The 21,000-nt window shown below is 73.4% G+C and carries 17 protein-coding genes; 7 read left to right on the top strand and 10 right to left on the bottom strand.

Translation table 11 applies throughout. The annotated features are described in order from the left end of the window. Positions 1–150: 150 nt before the first annotated feature. The 4 genes from HT134_RS22195 to HT134_RS22210 all read right to left on the bottom strand — a co-directional run bounded on the left by HT134_RS22195 (position 151) and on the right by HT134_RS22210 (position 3,744). Positions 151–1,056 (bottom strand): hypothetical protein, encoded by a 906-nt coding sequence (locus HT134_RS22195; RefSeq protein WP_312888325.1) that lies wholly within the window; start codon positions 1,054–1,056, stop codon positions 151–153. A gap of 89 nt (positions 1,057–1,145) precedes the next feature. Further along, positions 1,146–1,445 (bottom strand): DUF4193 domain-containing protein, encoded by a 300-nt coding sequence (locus HT134_RS22200; RefSeq protein ID WP_020542847.1) that lies wholly within the window; start codon positions 1,443–1,445, stop codon positions 1,146–1,148. A 283-nt stretch (positions 1,446–1,728) separates the two neighbouring features. Next, complete coding sequence (locus HT134_RS22205; RefSeq protein ID WP_312888326.1) at positions 1,729–3,051, bottom strand: sensor histidine kinase; 1,323 nt, start codon at positions 3,049–3,051, stop codon at positions 1,729–1,731. A gap of 39 nt (positions 3,052–3,090) precedes the next feature. Then, entirely contained in the window at positions 3,091–3,744 is a 654-nt protein-coding gene (locus HT134_RS22210) for a response regulator transcription factor (protein WP_175602372.1), read from the bottom strand. A 233-nt stretch (positions 3,745–3,977) separates the two neighbouring features. Here HT134_RS22210 and HT134_RS22215 point away from each other — a divergent pair, with 233 nt between their 5' ends. Next, positions 3,978–4,142: a hypothetical protein gene (locus HT134_RS22215; RefSeq protein WP_175602373.1), complete on the top strand. Its 165-nt coding sequence runs from the start codon at positions 3,978–3,980 to the stop codon at positions 4,140–4,142. Positions 4,143–4,205: 63 nt separating this feature from the next. Here HT134_RS22215 and HT134_RS22220 read toward each other — a convergent pair whose 3' ends face one another. Beyond that, on the bottom strand, positions 4,206–4,994 hold the full coding sequence (locus HT134_RS22220) for an inositol monophosphatase family protein (protein ID WP_175602374.1): 789 nt from the start codon (positions 4,992–4,994) through the stop codon (positions 4,206–4,208). Next, positions 4,994–6,994 carry an alpha/beta fold hydrolase gene (locus tag HT134_RS22225; protein WP_312888327.1) on the bottom strand — a complete coding sequence of 667 codons (2,001 nt, stop codon included), beginning with the start codon at positions 6,992–6,994 and terminating at the stop codon, positions 4,994–4,996. The genes HT134_RS22220 and HT134_RS22225 overlap by 1 nt, the downstream gene beginning before the upstream one ends. A gap of 113 nt (positions 6,995–7,107) precedes the next feature. On the opposite strand from HT134_RS22225, the gene HT134_RS22230 reads away from it, so the two are divergent. Then, on the top strand, positions 7,108–8,064 hold the full coding sequence (locus HT134_RS22230; RefSeq protein ID WP_175602376.1) for a ferrochelatase: 957 nt from the start codon (positions 7,108–7,110) through the stop codon (positions 8,062–8,064). Between the two features lie 37 nt (positions 8,065–8,101). Here HT134_RS22230 and HT134_RS22235 read toward each other — a convergent pair whose 3' ends face one another. Continuing rightward, positions 8,102–9,301: a lytic transglycosylase domain-containing protein gene (locus tag HT134_RS22235; RefSeq protein WP_312888328.1), complete on the bottom strand. Its 1,200-nt coding sequence runs from the start codon at positions 9,299–9,301 to the stop codon at positions 8,102–8,104. A gap of 92 nt (positions 9,302–9,393) precedes the next feature. On the opposite strand from HT134_RS22235, the gene HT134_RS22240 reads away from it, so the two are divergent. Genes HT134_RS22240 through HT134_RS22250 form a run of 3 tightly spaced genes read left to right on the top strand, consistent with a single transcriptional unit; the run spans position 9,394 to position 12,733 of the window. Continuing rightward, positions 9,394–10,596 (top strand): MFS transporter, encoded by a 1,203-nt coding sequence (locus HT134_RS22240; RefSeq protein ID WP_175602378.1) that lies wholly within the window; start codon positions 9,394–9,396, stop codon positions 10,594–10,596. A 55-nt stretch (positions 10,597–10,651) separates the two neighbouring features. Next, positions 10,652–11,410 (top strand): polysaccharide deacetylase family protein, encoded by a 759-nt coding sequence (locus HT134_RS22245; RefSeq protein WP_175602379.1) that lies wholly within the window; start codon positions 10,652–10,654, stop codon positions 11,408–11,410. Positions 11,411–11,452: 42 nt separating this feature from the next. After that, positions 11,453–12,733: a D-arabinono-1,4-lactone oxidase gene (locus HT134_RS22250; protein WP_175602380.1), complete on the top strand. Its 1,281-nt coding sequence runs from the start codon at positions 11,453–11,455 to the stop codon at positions 12,731–12,733. Between the two features lie 3 nt (positions 12,734–12,736). Here the strand turns inward: HT134_RS22250 and HT134_RS22255 are convergent, their stop codons facing one another. Then, positions 12,737–13,936 carry a hypothetical protein gene (locus tag HT134_RS22255; RefSeq protein WP_175602381.1) on the bottom strand — a complete coding sequence of 400 codons (1,200 nt, stop codon included), beginning with the start codon at positions 13,934–13,936 and terminating at the stop codon, positions 12,737–12,739. A 223-nt stretch (positions 13,937–14,159) separates the two neighbouring features. Between HT134_RS22255 and HT134_RS22260 the strand changes: the two genes are divergently transcribed. Both HT134_RS22260 and sepH read left to right on the top strand, forming a co-directional pair. Then, entirely contained in the window at positions 14,160–15,245 is a 1,086-nt protein-coding gene (locus tag HT134_RS22260) for a S8 family serine peptidase (protein WP_175602382.1), read from the top strand. A gap of 161 nt (positions 15,246–15,406) precedes the next feature. Continuing rightward, the gene (gene sepH, locus HT134_RS45805; protein WP_246364966.1) at positions 15,407–18,349 is read left to right on the top strand and encodes a septation protein SepH; all 2,943 of its coding nucleotides are present in this window, start codon (positions 15,407–15,409) and stop codon (positions 18,347–18,349) included. 86 nt (positions 18,350–18,435) lie between these two features. Here the strand turns inward: sepH and HT134_RS22270 are convergent, their stop codons facing one another. Both HT134_RS22270 and HT134_RS22275 read right to left on the bottom strand, forming a co-directional pair. After that, a complete protein-coding gene (locus HT134_RS22270) occupies positions 18,436–20,205 on the bottom strand; it encodes a PH domain-containing protein (protein WP_217708203.1) in 1,770 nt (589 codons plus the stop codon). A gap of 185 nt (positions 20,206–20,390) precedes the next feature. Then, positions 20,391–20,912: a PH domain-containing protein gene (locus tag HT134_RS22275; RefSeq protein WP_312888329.1), complete on the bottom strand. Its 522-nt coding sequence runs from the start codon at positions 20,910–20,912 to the stop codon at positions 20,391–20,393. Positions 20,913–21,000: the final 88 nt, after the last annotated feature.

A 21,000-nucleotide genomic window follows, 5' to 3' on the forward strand; every position in this document is an offset into this window, starting at 1 on the left:
GCTCGGGGAGCATGCGCAGGCATACGGAACACGGAACGGCGCGTACACACCCTGCCCAGGACCTGCGAAAACAAACGTGAATCGCACATATCACACACATAGGGCATTTGCCGTCGTACCGGACGGCTGAGGGGTTCGAGCGGGCGGTGGCTAGCGGCCGAGCATGTCCCGATTGGGGGACGGCGGCAGCTTGCCGCGCAGGTCGGCGCGGATGGCCTCGCCGAGCTTCTTGGTGGCCGCCCGGTTGAGCGCGCCTCCGGCGACGGCGCCGGTGAGGAAGGGGCCGAGCGTGGTCAGGTGGCGGCCGAGCGTGCGCATGAGCCGGTTGCGCAGGGCGGTCTTGGTCGCCGCGCCGAGCGCCAGGGTGACGGACGCGGGGGCGAGGGGGTCGATCCCGCGCTGCTTGGCCCAGGCGGCGGTGAACGCGACGGCGCGCTGGGTGCCGGTGCCCTGGACCCGCACGCCGTAGATCTCGTGCAGCTCGGCCAGGAGCTTGACCTCGATGGCGGCCACGACGATGGTCTCGGCCACAAGCTGGGCGGGCGCCGACAGCAGGAGGGGCGGCGCGGCGAACTCCGCCGCGGCGAGCGCCCCGCCGATGGCGCCGACCGTCATGGTGGCCTTCTGGGCGGTGCGGATGAGGTCGTCGGCGAGCTGCTCGCCGGTCAGACCGTGGTGGTGCTCGGAGAGGGTCTGGAGGTCGCGGATGGGGATGCGGGGGGCGATGTTGAGGAACAGGTCGGCGAGGAAGCGGCCGCGGCCCACGCCCTCGGCCCGCGCCTTCCTGTTGCCGCTGCTGAGCGCGCGCGCCAGTCGGCCGAGCAGCCTGCGCCGCTCGGCCGGCTCCAGCTCGGCGGGCTCGGTGAGCCTGCCGACGAGCTCGCCGACCTCCGTGTCGGTGCCGGCGAGCTCGTCGTCGGGCCGTGGGTCCGTGTCCTGCCGGTCCCGGTTGTCGCCGTCGTACGGCGCGTCAGCGTGCTCATTGCCGTGCTCGTTGACGCGCTCGTTGACGTGCTGCTCGTCGCCGTGTCGTTCGTGCCTGTCCGGTCGGGCCACGCGGAAGCCTCCGTCCTATGGTCGCGACAGCTCGTTGCCCGTGCGGCGGCGTTCCATGCCGCCGGGGGGCGAGCTCCTTCGCTCCGTGGTCAGGCCGCGCACTCCCGGCAGACCTGCTGGCCGTTCTTCTCCGAGGCCAGCTGGCTGCGGTGGTGCACGAGGAAGCAGCGCGAGCACGTGAACTCGTCGGCCTGGCGCGGGATCACCCGCAGGCTGAGCTCCTCGTTGGACAGATCGGCGCCGGGCAGCTCCAGCGACTCGGCGAGGTCGGTCTCGTCGATGTCGATGCTGCCGGACGACTTGTCGGTGCGCCTGGCCTGCAGTTCCTGCAGGCTGTCCTCACCGAGGTCGTCGTCTGTCTTGCGCGGGCTGTCGTAGTCGGTAGCCATGGTGCTACTCCATCCCCCTCATCCATATGTCGTCGCGCGAACCGCGCGTCTTCTAACGTCCGGCAGGTGCGTCTTGTGCCCGCTCCGGCGGGGAGATTTTGCATCGGTACCCCGGTTGAACGAACACTGAACCTCCCAACACGCCAGGGCCCTCTGCCATCGGCAATGGTTAGCCAAATATGGCCAAACGCACAGCCTGGCGTCGCGCACCACCGTGTTCGACGGCACATCCAACCACATGTGCGGCAAGAACGAGACGCCCCCACCCGACCAACACGCCGGATCAGCGGCTCGGAAGCCGAATGGTCACCACAAGTCCTCCGCCCTCCCGCGGCACGGCGGTCACATTTCCGCCATGAGCCTGCACCACGGCGCGGACGATGGACAGGCCCAGACCCGCTCCCTTGGCGGAGTCCACGCGGTCCGCGTGGAGCCTTCTGAACGGCTCGAACAGGCTGTTCACCTCGTACGCCGGGACATGCTGTCCGGTGTTGGCCACCTGAACAACCAAGGCCCCGTCCACCATTCCCGTCCGAATCCAGACTTTTCCGTTTTCGGGGACGTTGTATTTGACGGCGTTCTCCAGCAGGTTGCTGACGGAGCGTTCCAGCAGCACCGGATCGCCCACGGTGGGCGCGCCGACCAGCTCGGTGGTGATCGTCACCCCGGCCTCCTCGGCGAACGGGGTCACCTGCTCGACGGCGGACGTGGCCACGTCCTTGACGTCCAGCGGCTTGCGCACCGCCAGCTCCCGCTCGCTGCGCGCCAGCAGCAGCAGCCCCTCGATGAGCTTCTCGTTGCGGGCGTTGACCTCCAGCAGCGTGCGGCCCAGCGCCTTGAGGTCCTCCGACGCCTCCGGGTCGGACAGGGCGATCTCCAGCACCGTCCGGTTGATGGTCAGCGGCGTGCGCAGCTCGTGGGAGGCGTTGGCCACGAAGCGGCGCTGGGTGTCGAAGGCGACGTTGAGCCGGGTGAGCATGGCGTCGAAGGTGTCGGCCAGCTCCTTCAGCTCGTCGTCCGGGCCCTCCAGGTCGATGCGCTGGTGGGAGAGGTTGCTCTCCGAGAGCTTGCGGGCCGTGGCGGTCATCTGCGTGACGGGCCGCAGCGCCCGGTCGGCGACGAAGTAGCCGAAGATGAGGGCCAGGATGCCCACCCCCAGCAACGCGAGGACCGACTGCACGACCAGCTTGTCCAGCACCTGGTTGATGCCGTTGGTCCGCAGGAGCTGCACCTGGCCCTGGAGGTAGTCCCCCACCGCGTCCGGGACGCCGGGCGGCAGGTGGACCGTGTACTCGAAGCCCGCGTAGAGCACCGCCCTGACGATGAAGTACATGACCAGCAGCAGCATGGCACCGCCGGCGAAGAACATGGCGCTGTAGGTGAGCGTCAGCCGCCAGCGCATGCTGACCTTCCCGGGCAGGTCCATCACTCGTTCGCGTACCGACCGCTGCGGCTGCGCGTACTCGGGCGGCGGCGGCCCGTCCCAGGCCGGTGGGCCGCTCGGCGGCGGCGCCTCGTGCGGCCGGGTGGCCTTGCGCTCCGAATGCGGGCTGATCATGGGGTGCGTGGGCACCGCCGTCTCGCGCCGCTCATGCCTCTCGGTCACTCCGCCCCCTTCGCCGGGCCCCGCCCGTGAAGGCACGGGTCACAGCTTGTACCCGACCCCGGGGACCGTCTCGATCACCTGCGGGTCGCCCAGCTTCTTGCGCAGCGTCATCATGGTGACCCGTACCACGTTGGTGAACGGGTCGATGTTCTCGTCCCATGCCTTGTCCAGCAGATCCTCCTGGCTGACGACCGCGCCCTCGGCGCGCAGCAGCTCCTCCAGGACCGCGAACTCCTTCTTCGTGAGCGTGATCTCCCTGCCGTCGCGCTCCACCAGCCGCTTGCCCGGGTCGAGGCGGATGCCCGACCGCTCCAGCACCGGCGGCAGCGCCGGGGCCGAGCGGCGGCCGAGCGCGCGCACCCGGGCGACCAGCTCGATGAACACGAACGGCTTGGCGAGGTAGTCGTCGGCGCCGAGGCCGAGGCCCTCCACCTTGTCGTCCACGTCGCCCGACGCGGTCAGCATGAGGATGCGCGAGGCCGAGCGCTGCTCCACCAGGCGGCGGCACACCTCGTCACCGTGGACGACCGGCAGGTCCCGGTCCAGGACGATCACGTCGTAGTCGATGTAGGACGTGCGCTCCAGCGCGCCGCCGCCGTCGTAGGCGACGTCGACCGCCATGGCCTCGCGCCGCAGGCCGGTCGCGATCGCGTCGGCGAGCACCCGCTCGTCCTCAACCACCAGCACTCGCACGCCCGTGCACCTCTCTCCGATTCTCGTCACTCATTCTGCACACGTCTTCGATAAGCGCACGGTAAGGCATGCGCCGCCAACCTGCCGCGACGCGTCTCCGAGAATTCATGTTTCGGACTGCGAGGGCCCTGGGTATGCCTGCGGGACACCCATCGCCGTGCCATGAGGGGCACGGCCCGTCATGGGTGCCGCTTCTCCTCCGGGAAGCTCGAACCCCGCAGAAAGTAGGTGAGATGGGCGAGTTCACGACCACGATCGAACGCCGCCTCGACCAGGCTTATCAGGGCCTCCGGGAGGCCCGCAGCACCGGCGACGACTACCTCGCCGACACCCTCACCGCCGAGATCGAGGACCTGCGCCGCCTGGCGGACGATCACGGCATTCCCTTGCCCTGCTGATCACTCGTGAAACGGCCGGGACCCGGAAGGGTCCCGGCCGTTCGCGTGTCCACGCGGATGCGCTCAGGCGTCGCGCTCGGGGTCGAGCGGCGCGAGCAGGTCGTGCAGCTCCTCGAACAGGCCGGGCGCCGCGCACAGCAGCAGCTCCGGAGAGGCCGGCCTGCCGTTCAGGCCCGCCACCCGCGCCCCCGCCTCGGCCGCGACCAGCCCGGCCGCCGCGTAGTCCCAGCGGTTGACGCCCCGCTCGTAGTAGGCGTCCACCCGGCCGGCGGCCACCGAGCACAGGTCCACCGCGCACGAGCCGCCGCGCCGGATGTCCCGCACCCGCGGCAGCACCCCGGCCAGCACCTGGCCCTGCACGGCGCGGCGCCGGGCGTCGTAGCCGAACCCGGTCGAGACCAGCGCCTGCGCCAGCGGCACGCCGGTGTTGCAGCGCAGCCGCTCGCCGCCGAGCCAGGCGCCCTCGCCGGGCGCCGCGGTGAACACCTCGCCGCGCGGCACCACGTTGACGACCCCGGCGACCACCTGGCCGTCCACCTCGACCGCGATCGACACCGCCCACTCCGGCAGGCCGTACAGGAAGTTGACCGTGCCGTCGATGGGGTCGACGATCCAGCGCACGCCGGAGTCGCCGCCGGCCTCGCCGCCCTCCTCGCCGAGGACCCGGTCGCCCGGCCTGGCCTCCTGGATGCGGGCGCGGATCAGCCGCTCCGACGCCGTGTCGAGCGTGGTGACCACGTCCGTGGGGCTGGACTTCGTCTCGACCACCTCGGACATCGTCGGCCGCTTGGCGAGCAGCATGTCGCCCGCCTCACGCGCGATGTCCTCGGCCAGCTGTACGAACTCGTTCATCAGGCCACCGACTCCGGCCGCTTCCACTCCTCGCCGAGCACGTGCTGGGCGAGGAACGCGAGGACGGTCTCGTACCAGGCGACGACGTTGCCGGGCTTGAGGATCCAGTGGTTCTCGTCGGGGAAGTAGAGGAACTTGGACTCCACCTCGCTGCGCTGGAGGTCCCACCACAGGCGCAGCGCCTCGCCGATCGGCACCCGGTAGTCCTTGTCGCCGTGGATGACGAGCATGGGGGTGCGGATCCCGGTCAGCGACAGGTGGGGCGAGAGCTTGTCGTAGCGCTCGGAGCCGACCGGGCCGAACTCGCGCTGCCAGTACATCGCGGCGTCGGTGGTGCCGGCGAACTGGTCGAGGTTCCACAGGGAGGCGTGGGTGACGATCGCCCGGTAGCGGTCGGTGTGGCCGGCGACCCAGTTGGCCATGTAGCCGCCGAAGGAGCCGCCCATCGCGGCGGTCCGCTCGGCGTCGATGTCGTCCCGGGCCACGGCGACGTCCACGATCGCCTCCAGGTCGGCCATGGTGCGCGGGCCCCAGTCGCCCCAGCCGCGGTCGATCATGTCCTGGCCGTATCCGGTGGACATGCACGGGTCGGGCATGAGGACGGCGTAGCCGTGCGCCGCCATGATCCACGACTGCCAGCGCCACTGCCAGTCGTTCCAGGACCCGAGCGGGCCGCCGTGGATGAACACCACCAGCGGCGCCGGGTCGGCGGCCGAGGCGCCCTCCGGCAGGGCGAGCCAGCCGCGAACCGTCGCGCCGTCGTCGGCGGTGGCGGAGATCTCGGTGAGCGTGCCGGGCAGCTCGGGGCGGGGCGCCGGCGACGGCAGGTCGGCGATCTCGGCCGCCGCGCCGCCCTGGGCCGTGTCGATGCGCGCCGGGCCGGGCGCGATGCCGACGCCGCTGCGCAGCGCGTACAGGAACCGGCCGTCGGCCGAGGCGTTCAGCCCGAGGTACGAGGCGTCGTCGCCGGTGACCCGCACGGCCTCGCCGGAGCCGTCGCCCAGCGCGACGCGGAAGACCGGGCGGCGGCCCTGGTGGTCGGCCGCGACGTAGAGCGCCGACGAGTCGGGCGCCCACTCCACGTCCGCCGGGAACAGGAGGTCGGGCGCGAAGGTGCGGCCCTCGCCGGTGGCCAGGTCGCCGACCCACAGCTCGGAGCGGGCCGACACCTCCAGCGCGGTGAGCCGGTCGCGCGAGCAGGCGACCCGCGTGCCGTCGGGCGAGACCGCGACCGGGCCGGTGAAGTCGTGGGCCTCGTCGCCGAACAGCACGCGCCGCTCGCCGGTGGCCACGTCGATGGCGACCAGCTCGGTGCGCGTCTCGCCGCGCGGCAGCGCCAACCGCCAGGTGGTCACCACCGTCGCGCCGTCGGGCGTCAGGTCGAACGCGGCGTCGCGCAGCGCCTCACCCGGGTCGGGGGTCAGCTCGCGGACGTCCTCCAGCCGGTCGGCGCCGAGCCGGCCGGCGAACAGCCGCGTGCGGCCGGGGCCGAGGTCGTGGTCCCAGAAGCGCACCGGGTAGCTCTCGTGCAGGATCGCGCTGATCCCGGCGTCCTTGCGCGCCTTGCGGCGCTCCTCCTCGGTCGCCTCCTCGCCGTCGAGCACGTCGGAGGCGAACACCACGACGTCGCCCGCCGTACGGAAGGACGCGATGCCGCCGGGCCGCACGGCCACCTGCCGCGCCTCGCCGCCCCCGCGCGGCAGCAGCCACAGCGCCGGCACCTCCTCACCGGCGTCCTTGACCGTGGGGTCGGGGCGGGAGGAGGTGAACAGCACGTCGCCCGCATCGGTGAACGCGGCCGAGCTCTCGCCCTTGGCCGAGCGGGTCAGACGGTACGGCTCGCCGTCGACCGGGACCGCCCAGAGCGCCGTGCCGTACGACTTGCCGTCGGGATTGAGCGACTGGACGACGGAGACGAGCCGGGATCCGTCCGGCGAGAGCTTCAGTGAGAGAACCCGGGGGATGGCCACGTAGTCACGAATGTCGTTGAAAGCGCTCACCCGACCGACCCTACCTGTCTCCTTGCCTCCACTTCGCGGAGGCGGCTCAGTCACTTGAACCCGACGCCTTCCCTCGCGGGGGGACCGCGCGCGCTCCGGCATAGGGTTGGCACGTGGGGAATTACGACGCGCTTCTGGTGCTTTCCTTCGGCGGGCCGGAGGGTCCCGACGACGTCATGCCGTTCCTGGAGAACGTGGTGCGGGGCCGTGGCGTGCCGCGCGAGCGGCTGCTGGAGGTGGCCGAGCACTACCTGGGCTTCGGCGGGGTCAGTCCGATCAACCAGCAGAACCGCGAGCTGGTCGAGGCGCTGCGCCCGGTCGCGGGCGTCCCGGTCTACTGGGGCAACCGCAACTGGCACCCGTTCGGCGAGGAGACGGTGCGGCGGATGCGGGACGACGGCGTCCGCCGGGCGGCGGTGTTCGCCACCTCGGCGTTCGCCGGCTACTCGAGCTGCCGGCAGTACTACGAGGACATCGCGCGCATCTCCCTCGACGACGGCCCCGAGCTGGTCAAGATGCGTCACTACGGCGACCACCCCGGGTTCGTCGAGGCGATGGCCGACCACACCCGCCAGGCCCTCGACCGGCTGGGCCGCGACGACGCGCGGCTGGTGTTCACGGCGCACAGCATCCCGGTGAGCATGGCCCGCACGGCCGGGCCCGAGGGCGGCCTGTACGAGGCGCAGCTGCGCCGCTCCGCCGAGCTGGTCAACGAGGCGCTCGGCCGCACCGGGCCGTGGGACCTGGTGTGGCAGTCGCGCAGCGGCCCGCCGCAGGTGCCGTGGCTGGAGCCCGACGTGTGCGACCACCTGCGCAAGATCGACGCCCCGGCCGTGGTGCTGGTGCCGATCGGGTTCGTCTCCGACCACATGGAGGTCGTCTACGACCTCGACACGGAGGCCCGGCAGGTGGCCGCCGAGCTGGGGCTGCCCATGGAGCGGGCGGCGACGGCCGGCACGCATCCGGCGTTCGTGCGGATGGTGCGCGAGCTCATGGACGAGCCCGAGCCGGTGCCGTGCCCGCTGACCTGCTGCCCGCCGCCGGTCCGCCCGGCCCCCGCCGCACGGTAGGACGCCGGGCGGTAGGACACCGGGCGGCGGACGCCGGTCAGGACGCGTAGGCGCGGGCGTACCCCTCGGCGACGCCCAGGACCTTGTTCACGTAGTCCCAGGAGTGGTTGTAGAACCAGATCGCCTTGCGCAGCTTCTGGCCGCCCTTGCCGGCGCCGTTGGCGCACAGGTAGTTGGCGGCTCCGGGCACCGCGTCGTACGGGCTCCAGATGTCGCTCTTGCCGTCGCCGTCGCCGTCCACGCCGTACACCTTCCAGGTGGCGGGCATGAACTGCATCGGCCCGAGCGCCCCTGCGCTGGACGGCCCGTTGTTGCGGCCGTGCGAGCTCTCGACCTGGCCGATGGCCGCCAGCACCGTCCACGACAGGCCGGGGCAGCGGGTGGCCGACTGCCTGTACAGCTCCAGGTAGCTGGAGGGGCGGCCGCCGGTGGCCGGCCCGGTCGTGGGCGGTCCGGCGGTCGGGGCGGTGGCGGGGGTGCGGGCCTTCTTCCGCCGCTCCGGGACGAGGGAGACGACCTGCGAGCCGGCGCCCAGCAGCTTGCGCACGCTCGCCCGGCTGATCGCGCCCTTGCCGTGCAGCAGCACCGCGACGCCGCGGGCCATCCGCAGCTCCTGGCCGCGCTCGGTGCTCACCAGGCCGTCCACGCCGCGCAGGCCGAGCGTGGCGGAGGCGCCGACGCGCAGCCGGGGTCCGCCGTCCACCTGGTACTCCGCGCCCAGGGCGAGGCCCAGCCGGCGGGTGGCGGCGGCGTCGGCGACCAGCTCGCCGCGCCCGATGGCGCTCCAGACGCCCGGGTGCGCGGCGACGGCCTTCGGCGTCCACGACCGGAAGACGACGGGGTCCACGGCGAGCAGGTTGAGCGGGGTCCCGGACACCTGGACGGCGCCCGCGTCCACGACGGCGACCTTCTCCACGTGCTTGACCTCGGCCAGGGCGAGGCGGGTCCGTTTGGGCACCTCGCCGCGGGCGATGGCGATGACGCTGGGCGGCGTCACGGTGACGCCGGGGCCGCCGGTCGCCTGGCCGGTGTCGCTTTTGACCGGCGCGGTGGTGGGGACGAGCTGGTCGAGGCGCACCTGCTGCCGTTCGCCGAGGCGGGCCTGCCGTACGGGCTCGCGGGCCGCGACGTCGTGCGGGTCCCCGCCGAGCAGCACGGCCACTCCCCCGCCGAGCGCCGTCAGGACGGCGACGGTGGCCGCCACGAGGAGCGTGGAGCGGAGGGGAAGATCGGACACGCGGGACACGTTAGCCGAATCGGCGGGAAAATCCGGTGCCGAACGGACATCGCCCATGACAAGGTGGGCGGGCGACGACAGGAGGGTATGAGGTGGTCGGGCCTTACCGGGGGTTGTTCGACGGGCCCGGCGTCAAGGGATTCGTGCTGGCCGGATTCGTCGGCCGGATGCCGATGTCCATGCTGGGCATCGGCATCGTGCTGCTGATCTCGGGGCTCACCGAGTCGTACGCCACGGCCGGCGCCGTGGCCGCCACCACGAACCTCTCCTTCGCGGTCGCCGCCCCGATGAGCGGGCGGCTCGTGGACCGCTTCGGCCAGACCCGCATCATCGTCCCCCTGGCCTCGCTCAACGCGCTCGCGCTGGCCGCGCTCATGCTGAGCGCGGGGCTGCGCCTGCCCGAGTGGACGCTGTACGCCGCGGCGCTGCTGGTCGGCGCCACCTCGTTGTCGCTCGGCTCGATGGTGCGGGCCCGCTGGTCGGCCCTGCACGGCGGCTCGCCGCGGCTGCACACGGCGTTCGCGTTCGAGTCCGTGGTCGACGAGGTGATCTTCGTCACGGGTCCGGCGCTGGTCACCGTCCTCGCCACCGAGATCAACCCGTACGCGGGGCTGACGGTGGCGCTGGTGTGCATGCTCGGCGGGTCGCTGGCGCTGGCCGGGCAGCGGGGGACGCAGCCGCCCGTGCAGGCCGTCCGGGGCGGCGGCGGCACGCCCATCCTCATCCCCGGCGTCGCCCTGCTGGCCTGCGTCTACCTGGGGCTCGGCGCGGTGTTCGGCTCGGTGGACCTGATCACGGTGGCGTTCGCCGAGGAGCACGGCGTGAAGGGGGCGGCCGGGTTCCTGCTGGCGGCGTTCGCGGGCGGGTCGATGGTCTCGGGCCTGTGGTTCGGGTCGCGGCACTGGAGGATCTCGCTGCGCGGGCGTTTCCTGCGGGCGCTCGCGGTGTTCGTGGCGGGGCTGACGCCGCTGACGTTCATCGGCGCCCCGTGGGTCATGGCGGGCTTCCTCTTCCTGGCCGGGCTGGCGATCTCGCCGACGCTCATCACGGGCTTCTCGCTGACCGAGCGGCTGGTGCCGCCGTCCCTGCTCACGGAGGGGATGGCCTGGATCTCCACCTCCATCGGGTTCGGGGTGGCGCTCGGCGCGTGGGCCGGCGGCCGGCTCACCGAAGCGGTCGGCGCGTCACACGCGTACCTCTTCGCTCTGGCCGCCGCGTTCCTGGCGGCGCTCGTGGGCGCGGCAGGTTCGGGTTTGCTGAGACTTCCCGAAGCGGCTTCACCGGCCGAGAGGTGATCCGCTAACGTCGGGACATCCCTCGCAACACCCTTCACATTGGATGCTTTTCGTTATGTCCCGACAAAAGAGTTCACTACTGGCCATCGCGGCTGTCACGCTCGCCCTGACACCGGTGCCCGCGCTGGCCCAGACCCCGACCCCCACGCCGGCCCCCAAGCCGGCGGTGGCCGCCAAGAAGACGCCGGTGGACTGCGAGCAGGTCAAGTGCCTCGCGCTGACCTTCGACGACGGCCCCGGCAAGTACGCGGGCACGCTCCTCGACACGCTCAAGAAGTACGACGCCAAGGCGACGTTCTTCCTGGAGGGCCAGTACGTGAAGGCCCGTCCGGCCTACGTCAAGCGCATGGTCCAGGAGGGCCACGAGGTCGGCAACCACAGCTACACGCATCCTGACTTCACCAAGCTCGAACCGGCGGCCATCCGGAACGAGATCCAGAAGACGCAGGACGCCGTGAAGAAGGCCGCGGGCGTCGAGCCCAAGCTGCTGCGCCCGCCGTACGGGCTGGCCGACATCCAGGTCTCCGAGGTCGCCGCCGAGTTCGACATGCCGATCATCCTCTGGACGGCCGGCTCCCGCGACTGGGACACCAAGAACGTCGACTCCATCAAGAAGCAGACGCTGGCGGTGGCCGAGCAGGACGGCATCATCCTCATGCACGACTGGGTGAAGCAGACCGTGGACGCCATGCCGTCGCTGATCAAGACGCTGCAGGCCAAGGGTTACCACCTGGTCACGGTGTCGGACGTCGTGAAGCGGCAGAACCTCCAGCCCGGCGACGCCTTCCCGCTTCCGGAAGGCTGGCAAAACTGAGTATCGTTCACGTTTGACGGAACGAGCCTCGAAGGGGTGTCCATGGTCTTCACGAACTGGGCCCGCAACCAGTCGGTCACCCCTCACGAGGTGCGCACGCCCGCCTCGGCGGAGGAGGTCGCGCGCGCGGTGCGCGACGCCGCCGCGGCCGGGCGGCGCGTCCGCATGGTCGGAACGGGCCACTCCTTCACCGGGGTGGCCCTCACCGACGGCCTCCTGCTGCGGCCCACGGCGCTCAGCGGCGTGCGCTCCTTCGACGGCGACCGCGTCACCGTGCTCGCCGGCACGCCGCTCAAGCTCCTCAACGAGCGGCTGCACGAGCGCGGCCTGGCCCTGGCCAACATGGGCGACATCACCGAGCAGACCGTCGCCGGCGCCATCCAGACCGGCACCCACGGCACGGGCCGCGACAGCGGCGGCCTCGCCGACCAGGTCACCGAGCTGGAGCTGGTGCTCGCCGACGGCTCCCTGACCACGGCCGTCCCCGGCGACGACCTGTTCGACGCCGCCCGGGTCGGGCTGGGGGCGCTCGGCGTGCTGACCGCCGTGACGTTCCGGGTGGAGCCCGCGTTCCTGCTGCGCAACCGGCGCCGCCGGGCCACCCTGACCGGCATCCTCGACACGCTCGACCAGATCACCGCCGGCAACGAGCACCTCGACTTCTTCTGGCTGCCGCACACCGACGCGTGCCTGGTCAAGACCAACAACCGCGACCCGGGGCCGCCCAGCCCGCCCGGCGCGTTCAAGCACTGGCTGGACAACGTCTTCCTGGAGAACACCCTCTTCGGCGCCGCCTGCGCCACCGGCGCCCGCTTCCCCGCGCTCATCCCGCGCATCAACGCCGTCAGCGCGGCGGCGCTCGGCGACTCCGAGGCGGTCGACGCCTCCTACCGGGTCTTCACCTCCCGGCGCGACGTGCGGTTCCTGGAGATGGAGTACGCCGTGCCGCGCGAACACCTCGCCCAGGCGCTGCGCGAGACCCGCGACCTGGTCGACCGGATGGACTGGAAGATCACCTTCCCGGTGGAGGTGCGCGTGTCGCCGCCGAGCGACGCGTGGCTGTCCACCGCGTACGGGCGGGCGACCGGGTACATCGCCTGCCACATGTACCGGCCGACCCCGCACCCGGCGTACTTCGAGGGCGTCGAGGAGATCATGGTCCGGCTGGGCGGACGGCCGCACTGGGGCAAGCTGCACACGCGGGACGCCGCGTACCTGAAGGGCGTCTACCCCCGCTTCGCGGACTTCCTGGCCCTGCGCGACCGGCTGGACCCGGACCGCCTGTTCGCCAACGACTACCTGGACCAGGTCCTCGGCCCCTGACCCTCACTGCGGGATGACCTCGTCGGTGTCGGGCCGCGGCTCCTCCTGCCCCACGTCCGGCTCGGTGGGCTCCTCCGGCGGCGCGCTCGTGGCGGACTCGGTCGGGCGGGCCGGGCCGGTCTGCGTGCGCGTGCCCGTCGGGGCGGGGGTGGGCGTGGCCGTGGCGGTGCTCGTGGCCCGGGTGCGCGAGGGCGTCGCCGTGGGGCTGGGGGTGGCGCTGGGCGTCGCGGGCTCGGCGGTGGCGGTGCGGTCGTCCCTGGTGGGGACGGGCGCGCTGGCCCGCGGGGCGGGGTCGTGGCCGCCGTCGTCCCGGCGTACCGGGGCGACCTTCTGCTTGGCGGCGGGCACCTGGCCGGTGAGCTGCTCGTGGACCGTCGTGTGGGCGAGGCCCTGGTAGGCGAGGATGCTGCCCATGCTGACCCCGAACACCACGCCCGCGGCCACGGCCACCTTCCCCCAGGCGGGCACGCGCCGCAGAGGGGCGCGGGTGACCGCGGGGGGCGGAGCGGCGCCGGGGCCGGGGTGCGCCGGAAGCGCCGCGGTGACGTCGGCGGCTTGCGGGGGAAGCGGCGTTGTGGCGGTGCCGGCCTGTGCGGGAAGCGCCGCGGTGACGTCACGAGCCTGCGCGGGAAGCGCGGCGGTGACGTCACGGGTCTGCGCGGGGAGCGCCGCGGTGACGGCGGCCTGCGCGGGAAGGGGTGCGGTCGCCTCGGTGGCGGACGGGAGCGCGGCGGGGGCGAGTGCGGTGGAGGCGGTCACGGCGGGCATCACCACGGTCGCGTCGTCCGCCGCAGCGCCCCGCCCGGCCTCCCGCACGCCCGGGTGAGCGGCGGCGGGCTGAACGGCTGCGGCTTGAACGGCGGTGGCCTGAACGGTTGTGGTCTGAACGGCTGTGGCCTGAACGGTTGTGGCCTGAACGGCTGTGGCGAGCGCGCCCTGCTCCGCGCCCTCCTGGTCTCCGTCCTCCCACTCCTGGCGGCGCCGGACGATCGACGTCCGCCGGATGACCTGGTCGCCGGTCTGCTTGAGATAGTGCGTGTAGACCGCGGTGCCGACCGTGCTGGCCACGCTGACCACGGCGGCGCCTATCACCGTTCCCGCGACCCCCAGGTAGGACGCCGCCACCGCGGCCGTCACCGACGCGAGGGCGCTTCCCCCGATCTGCGGCACGCTCAGCTCGAACTTCCGCTGCTCGCCGCCCATGCCTCGGATCAGTCCTCTCTCTCGTCATGCGTTAGGTAAAGAGCTTCCTCGTGAATAGACGCGAGCGCGTGTCCTGTTGTTCCTGTGACCTGGGTGACAGGCACCCTCAGGGCTCGTGCTCCGACGATCAGGCCCGCGCTTCGAGCGCGTCGACCCGCGTGTCCCCCTGACGTGCACGCGTGGCCCCCTCTTGCGTGTCCGGCCGGTCCTGCGTGTCCGGCCCGTGTTCGGTGTCAGGTCCGCCTTCCGCGTCAGGCGCGCCTTCCGCGTCAGGTCCGTGTACGTCGCCGCCGCCGTGGCGACGGCCGCGGCCACGGTGGCGTCCCCCGCGATGACGGCCGCCTCGGGAGTGGCCGCCCGCCCCGTCCTGGCCGAGAACGCCCGGCCGTACCTCGTGACGGCGCGGGACCGGGCCGCCGCGCGTGATCTCGTCGGCGAGGTGCGCTGGCGGGTGCGGCGGTACTACACGGCGGCGCTGCCGGGGTTCGCGACGTGGCTGACCGCCTCCGAGGTGGGCGAACTGCGCGCCGACCCGCGCGTACGGGCCGTCGAGCCGGACGTGCCGACCTGGCCGCTCCCCCAGCGGGCCGCCACACCGGGGAACGCCGAGCGGGACGCCTCCGCGGGCGGCGGGGTGACGGTGTACGTGGTTGACAGCGGTCTGGACGTGGACCGGGAGGAGTTCGGGGACCGGGCCTGGCACGCGTTCGACGCCACGGGCGGCACCGGCGACGACTGCACCGGCCACGGCACGCGCGCGGCGCGCCTGGTCGCGGGGCGGGAGCACGGGGTGGCGCCGCGGGCCGGGATCGCCTCGGTGCGAGTGCTGGGCTGCGGCGCGACCGGCAGCCTCTCGGACACGATCGCCGGGCTCGACTGGGTGCGCCGGCATGCCCGCCGGCCCGCCGTCACCGTCCTCGGCGTCACCGCCACCCCCACGCACTCCGGCCCGGGGTCGCATACCACGGGTTCGACATCACCTGCCACAGGGACGACCTCACCGTCCGCGGGCTGGACCTTGCCGGCCACGGGGTCGAGCACCCGTACCACCGGGTCGGCGACGCTGGACACGGCCGTGCGGCGGCTCGCCCGCGCCGGCGTCCCCGTCGCGACGAGCCCCGAGGAGGCCGCCGCCGCCGTCCGCAATCTTCGCCCCCACGACCGGACCTCCCGCGTCGGCGACCTCCCAGACCCGGGGCTCCACCTCTCCACCTTTCCCTCCACTCGTGCCTCTTCGCCGAAGTGGACGGCGGGAACGGCCGCCATTCGCCAGAATCCGTCGAGGACTCTCCGGACCGGCGGGCTCTGAAAAGGATGGAAACGACAAATGTGACCGGCGTCACATCGTCCCGGGGCTATCCCAGGAAGGCGATGTTCGGACATGCCGGGTACGGTGCTGGCAGGCAACCGGCACACGCGAGAGACTCAAGGGTCCGGGGGAAGAATGAGCACGCTGACGAAGGGACTCGCATGCAGGAGCTCCGACTCGTCGCGGTAAGTGAGGACGGCACCTATCTCGTGCTGGCGACTGCCGGGCGAGGCACCCGCTTCACACTTCCCGTGGACGACCGGCTCCGTGCTGCCGTCCGCGGCAACTTCTCCCGTCTCGGCCAGTACGAGATCGAAGTGGAGAGTCCGTTGCGCCCCAAGGAGATCCAGGCGCGCATCCGCGCGGGAGAGACCGCGGAGGAGATCGCCGCGACCGCCGGCATCCCGGTCGAACGCGTCCGCTGGTTCGAGGGACCGGTGCTCCAGGAGCGCGAGTACGTCGCCCAGCAGGCGCAGCGCGTCGCCGTCCGCATGCCCGGCGAGTCCTCGTCCGGCCCCACGCTCGGCGAGCTGGTCGCCGAGCGGCTCACCCGCCGTGGCGTGCCCACCGACGAGATCGACTGGGACTCCGCCAAGCGCGACGACGGCCTCTGGCGCGTCAAGCTCGGCTACGTGTGGAACGGTCACACGCGCCACGCCGAATGGCTCTTCGACCCGCGCCGCCGCCACGTGAGCCCCCACGACGACGAGGCGATGCGGCTGTCGTCGGCCGACTTCGACCCGAGCCCTCCGGTGGAGGACACCACGGTCACGCCGTTCACGCCGCGGGTGGCCAAGCTGCAGCCGGTGCCGCCGCTGGCCTCCGCCGACCCGGTGCCGTTCCCCTCGGCGGCACGGCGCGACGCGGAGCCGGAGGAGCCCGCGGTGGGCTTCCCCGCTCCGGCGCGCGGCACGGAGGGCATCTACACCCGGCCGCCCGGCGAGTTCGGCTTCGACCGTTCCCCGGGTTCGTCCTCTGGCTCCTCCTCCGGCGCGTCCGCCTCGGGCGCCGCCGGCTCCGGGGACCACGAGGGCGCGGAACGCGGTGTTCCGGGCGCCGGGGCAGCGGGCGACCGCGGGGGCGCGCAGTCCCGTCCCGGTGACGCCTCCCGCCGTGGCGGCGCCCCGGCGTGGCTGCCGGACTTCGGCGCCGGCCGTACGAGCGACCGCGGCACCGGGCACGAGGCCGAGGCGTACTACGCGCCCGCGCCGCACCCGTCCCAGCCGCGCCCGGCCGACACGTTCCCGCCGCGCCCGGCTGACACATCCCAGCAGCGTCCCGCGGACGCGTCCCCTGGCACGCCGTCCAGCCAGACGCCGAGCCAGCCGTCCAGCCAGCCGACCCCGGCGTTCCTGCCGGTCACGCCGCAGCCTGCCGACACGGGCCGGACTCCCGAGCCCTCGTCGGCGGCCGTACCTGGACAGACGTCATCCGAGACCATTCCTGGACAGATCTCGGGCTCTGAGACCGTTCCTGGGCAGAGTTCGCCCGAGGCGGTCGCGGGGCAGGCGCCCGCGGGAGCCGACACGCCGGCCTCGCCCGAAACCGCTGTCCCGGCCGCCGCCTCGACCGGAACGGAGGCGCCTTCGGAGGCGGCGCCTGCCGCCGAGACGTCACCGGCAACGGCGCCCTCCGAGGCCGCGCAGCCCGAGGCTCAGCCGGACCACGCCACCCAGGCCGCGATCCAGCCGGATGAGGCCACGCGGCCGGATGCCGCCCCGCCCGCTGCGAGCGAGCCCACCGGTGAGCCGGCTGCCGAGTCCACGCCCACGCCCACCACGGAGCCCGCCGGCGCACCGGTCACCGAGCCCACCACTGCACCCGTCGCGCAGCCGGTCACGGCGTCCGCCGACGCGCCGACCGCTGAGGTGCCTTCCGCCGCCCAGGCCACGCCGGCCGCTGAGGCGCCGGCCACCACGACCGCCGAGGAGCCTCAGGTCGCTGAGGCGCCGGCCACCACGACCGCCGAGGAGCCTCAGGTCGCTGAGGCATCTGCCGCCACCCCGACGGCCGACGTGCCTACGGCAGCCCCGGCCGCAGCGACCGCCGACGCGCCTTCGGCCGCCCACGCCACACCGACCGCCGACGCGTCTCCGGAGGCTCCGGCGACCGAGCCCGGCAGCACACCGGCCGCCGAGACGCCCGACGCGCCCGCCGCCGAGCCCAGCACCACGACGCCCGCCACCGAGACACCCACCGCCCAGACGTCAGCCGACGACACCGCGGCCGACAGCGGCACCGAGTCCACCACACCCGCGACCACCACGACCGCCGAGGAGCCCCAGGCCGCCACGGCGCCTACTGAGGAGCCCCCGGCCACCCCGACCGCCGACGCGTCTCCGGAGGCTCCGGCCACCGAGCCCGGCAGCACACCCACCGCCGAGACGCCCGACGCGCCCGCCGCCGAGCCCAGCACCACGACGCCCGCCACCACGACGCCCGCCACCGAGACACCCACCGCCCAGACGTCAGCCGACGACACCGCGGCCGACAGCGGCACCGAGTCCACCACACCCGCCACCACCACGGCCGCCGAGGAGCCCCAGGCCGCCACCCCGACGGCTGACGCGCCTCCGGCGACCCCGGTCACCGAACCCGGCAGCGCGCCTGTCACCACGCCTGCCACCGAGACGCCCGCAGCCACGACCGGTGCGGCGACGTCGGCGGCCTCGGAAGAGTCGAGCCCGCCCGTACCCAAGCCGAAGCCGGCGCCCACCCCACAGCCATCCCCCCAGATGGAGGAGACGGCTCAGGTGAACGACGCCGCCCGCGAGGACACGGCCAAGACCGACACGCCGAAGACCGACACGGACAAGAGCGACACCACCAAGGACGACGCCACCAAGGACGACGCCACCACGGGCGAGGCCGACAAGGACGCCGCCGCGAAGGGTGACGAGCCCAAGGCGGCCGGCCCGAAGGACGAGCCCAAGCCCGACCCCCGCAACGACCGGGGCAAGCGAAACAAGGACGGGTCCCCCGTGCCGGTGCCCTCGCCGCCGCCCGCGCCGGCGGCCCGGCAGGCGCGCAAGGGTTCGAGGGGGCGCCGCGCTTCGGTGCCCACCTGGGACGAGATCATGTTCGGCGCCCGCCGCCAGGACTGACGAGGAACCAGGGCCGACGGATCAGGCGGCATCCTGGGCGACGCCCACGACACGGCGTCCCCAGGACCGCCTCCCGCGCGTACACGTCAGGAGGCCGAAGCGCCCCCGCCCGGCGCCTGGTCGTCGGACGCCCGGGGCAGTCCCGCGCCGTCACCGCCGACGGCGCCTCCCGGCGCGTCACCCGCCCCGGCGTGCGGCCTCGCCTCAGGACGCGCCACCGCGGAGGACCTCTCCCCAGACCCCGCCACCACAGACGGCGACTCCTCAGAACCCGCCACCACCGGCGGCTGCTCCTGAGAGCCTGCCCGTGCCGGCGGCCGTCCCTCCGAACCCGCCACCACAGACGACCGCCCTTCGGAACCCGCCCCCGGCAGGAACGGCGTCACCCAGTCCGGCGTCACCTCGACCGGTAGCGCCACCACCTGCTCCCGGGACACGTCCACGGCCTCGTAGCCGCCCTTCCCCGCCCCGACCCCCGCGATCAGCGTGAACACCCCGGCCCGCCGCTGGAACCACGTCTGCCTGACGCGCCAGCCCACCACCGCGCGCCGTTCCACCACCGCCTGCGAGCGCCGGAGCGAGCCCGAGCGGACCGCCAGCCGTACCCCGTCGTAACCGTGGCCCAGGGACCGGTAGCGGTCGATCCCCAGCGGCACGCCCACGAGCGCCAGCAGCAGCGCGGGCACGGCGAGGAACCACCACAGCGGCGACCCCGTCACCGCCTCCGCCAGCACGGCCAGCACGGTGAGCGCCGCCCACGGGAAGACGGCGCGGAACAGGCGGCGGTTGCGGGCGACGGGCGGGTGGGGACGCAGCCCGGCCCGGTAGGGTCCGACGGCGTCGGCCGTGACGCGGAAGGCGACCGGCCGCGGCACGTCCGGCAGGAGCTGGCCGCGGGTGGACGAGTCGCCGAGTCCGGTCACGATCGCCCAGACACGGACGACTCCGGCCCAGCGCTCCGCGAAGCCTTCGACGATCTCGTACCCGCGCACCCGCCGGGACTCCAGCGACACGCTGCGCCGGTTGACCAGCCCCCGCTCGGCCACGAGGTACCCGTCGCGCTCCATGAGCCGGAAGTCCCAGTTGAACACCGCGTACATGAGGCCGCCCGCGAACGGCATCGCCAGCACGAGCAGCACGGCGACCCCGAGCAGCAGGTACGGGTGGCGCCAGAGCCATTCGCCGGCCGTCCAGGCGGCGTCGCGGCCGAAGCCCAGGTCGTTGCCCCACTGGAAGGCCAGCCCGACGGCGCCGCCGGCCAGCGCGAACGGGGTCAGCAGGTACGCGCCGGACAGCGGGCCGTACAGCAGCCACACCCGCGGCACCTCGATGATCGTGCGGCCGGAGCGGCGCGCGGCGGGTGCCTCCCCGGCGAGCGGGCCGGCCGAGGCGGGCACGCCGGCGGCGGCTGGGCGGGCCCGGCGCAGCAGGACGGCCTTCAGCCGTTCGGCCTCCCCGGGTGTGACGCCGTCGAGCTTGCCCTCCTCGTCGCCGCCGCTCGCCCCGGTGTCGATCTTGAGGACGGTCAGGCCGAGGACCCGGTGCAGGGGCGGGGTGGAGACGTCCACGCCGCGGATGCGTTCGAGCGGGATGGTGCGCACGGAGCGGCTGACGAGCGAGCGCCTGATCTCCAGCCGGTCTCCCAGCACCTCGTACGTGAGCGTGGCCCATCTGACCACGGCGAACGCGACGGTGCCGGCGAGGCCGACGGCCGCCCAGACGTACGAGCGGCCGGAGAAGCCGCCCACGAACAGCACGCCGACCAGGGGCAGCAACAGGGACGGCAGCATCCGCACGGGGTCGATGAGCAGCACCTTGGGACTGAGCCGCAACGGCGCGACCGACTCACGGGCCATCGGCGGCGGACCATCCGGCAGCGAACCACCCGGCGGCGGACCACCTGGTGGCGGACCACCCGGTGGCGGACCACCCGGTGGCGGACCACCCGGTGGCGGACCCCCGGGCGCAGGGCCCACCGGCGCGGGGCCCGGATACGGCGGGCCCGTCTGCGCGGGTTCCTGGGGCGGCTGGGCGGGATGGGTCATGTGGCGTCGTCCCTGAGCTGCTCGGCGCGGTGCGCCAGCCGCTCGGCCAGCCCCGCCGCCACCGCGTAGTCCAGCCCCTTGATGGTGGACGAGCCCGCGTGCGAGGCGGTGCGGATCTCCAGCGTCGCCAGCCCGAGCGCCCGCTCCAGCCAGCCCTGGGCCTTGTCGACCGTCTGGATGCGGCTCACCGGCACGAACACCCACTCCCTGGTCAGGAACCCGGTCCGCGCGTACACGACGTCCCCGGACAGCTCCCAGCGGTGCACGGCGTAGCGGACGAACGGCTCGGCCGCCAGGAACGGCGTCGTCAGCACCCCCACGGTGACCGGCAGCAGCCAGGGCCGGGCCGCGAACCAGTCGGGCACCCACGGCCACCCGCTCCCGCCGACCCACCCCCCGGCCAGGTACGAGCCGCCGATCAGCAGCACGAAGGCGATCAACGCCTCCATCAGCCAGAGCCGGACGGCCTTGGGCGAGACGCGGTGCGCCGGATCCCGTAGCGGGCCAGTTGCGGTCACGCAAACCAGCTTAAGCCGCGCCGCCCCCCGGCGATCTCCGCCGGACGCCCCTCCGGCCTCGCCGAGAACGGGCGCCGTCCCCCGGAAT

The sequence above is a fragment of the Nonomuraea rhodomycinica genome, assembly GCF_013363995.1.
Lineage (GTDB): Bacteria > Actinomycetota > Actinomycetes > Streptosporangiales > Streptosporangiaceae > Nonomuraea > Nonomuraea rhodomycinica.

Excerpts from the sequence above, each read along its gene's own strand:
- HT134_RS22200 (WP_020542847.1), bottom strand. The coding sequence starts at position 1,445 with ATGGCTACCGACTACGACAGCCCGCGCAAGACAGACGACGACCTCGGT.
- HT134_RS22215 (WP_175602373.1), top strand. The coding sequence starts at position 3,978 with ATGGGCGAGTTCACGACCACGATCGAACGCCGCCTCGACCAGGCTTAT.
- HT134_RS22220 (WP_175602374.1), bottom strand. The coding sequence starts at position 4,994 with ATGAACGAGTTCGTACAGCTGGCCGAGGACATCGCGCGTGAGGCGGGC.
- HT134_RS22245 (WP_175602379.1), top strand. The coding sequence starts at position 10,652 with ATGTCCCGACAAAAGAGTTCACTACTGGCCATCGCGGCTGTCACGCTC.
- HT134_RS22250 (WP_175602380.1), top strand. The coding sequence starts at position 11,453 with ATGGTCTTCACGAACTGGGCCCGCAACCAGTCGGTCACCCCTCACGAG.
- HT134_RS22255 (WP_175602381.1), bottom strand. The coding sequence starts at position 13,936 with ATGGGCGGCGAGCAGCGGAAGTTCGAGCTGAGCGTGCCGCAGATCGGG.
- sepH (WP_246364966.1), top strand. The coding sequence starts at position 15,407 with ATGCAGGAGCTCCGACTCGTCGCGGTAAGTGAGGACGGCACCTATCTC.
- HT134_RS22270 (WP_217708203.1), bottom strand. The coding sequence starts at position 20,205 with ATGGCCCGTGAGTCGGTCGCGCCGTTGCGGCTCAGTCCCAAGGTGCTG.